The sequence below is a fragment of the Streptomyces bugieae genome (assembly GCF_036352915.1).
Taxonomy (GTDB): Bacteria; Actinomycetota; Actinomycetes; order Streptomycetales; family Streptomycetaceae; genus Streptomyces; species Streptomyces endophytica.
This window is the reverse complement of sequence record NZ_JAZBJP010000094.1, coordinates 1-643: the sequence shown is the minus strand read 5'-3', so window position 1 is coordinate 643 and position 643 is coordinate 1. Positions and strand designations below refer to the sequence as shown.

The following is a 643-nucleotide window of genomic DNA, read 5'->3' as shown; positions in this document are numbered from 1 at the left end:
GGCGCCTTCTCCCGTACGGTCGCGGCCTTCCTCGACGCGGAGGTCCGGAGCGTGTCGGCGGGCGGTGTCCGGCTCGCGTACCGGGTGTGGGGCGAGCCCTCCGCCCCGCCCGTCGTCCTCCTCCACGGCCGGTCCGGCTCCTCCCTCACCTGGACCCGGATCGCCGGGGAACTGGCCGCCGAACACCGCGTGTACGCCCCCGACTTCCGGGGCCACGGGCTGAGCGACTGGCCCGGCCGCTACTCCTTCGAGCTGTTCCGTGACGACCTGCACGCCTTCCTGGAGGCCCGCAACCTGGCCGGTGCCACCGTGATCGGCCACTCCATGGGCGGGGTGGCCGCCTGCCTCCTCGCCCAGCGCGAGCCCGGCCTCATCGGGCGCCTGATCATCGAGGACGCCCCGCCCCTCCACCCGCTCGACCCGCCGCGCCCGCCCGCCGTCCGCCCCGAAGGCCCGCTCGGCTTCGACTGGCCCGTCGTCCCGGACACCGACGCTCAGCTGAACGACCCCGACCCCGGGCTCCGCGACCGGCTCGCGGAGATCACCGCCCCCACCCTGGTCATCGGCGGCGGCCCCGCCAGCCATATCGACCAGGAACAGCTCGCCCGGCTGGCGGACGCGATCCCCGGGGGCACGTTCGTCA

1 protein-coding gene is annotated in these 643 nt (G+C 75.6%); it reads left to right on the top strand.

Translation table 11 applies throughout. The features are described 5' to 3' along the window. The coding region (locus V2J85_RS40335) for an alpha/beta fold hydrolase (RefSeq protein WP_330824358.1) at window positions 1-643 on the top strand (643 nt) is incomplete at both ends.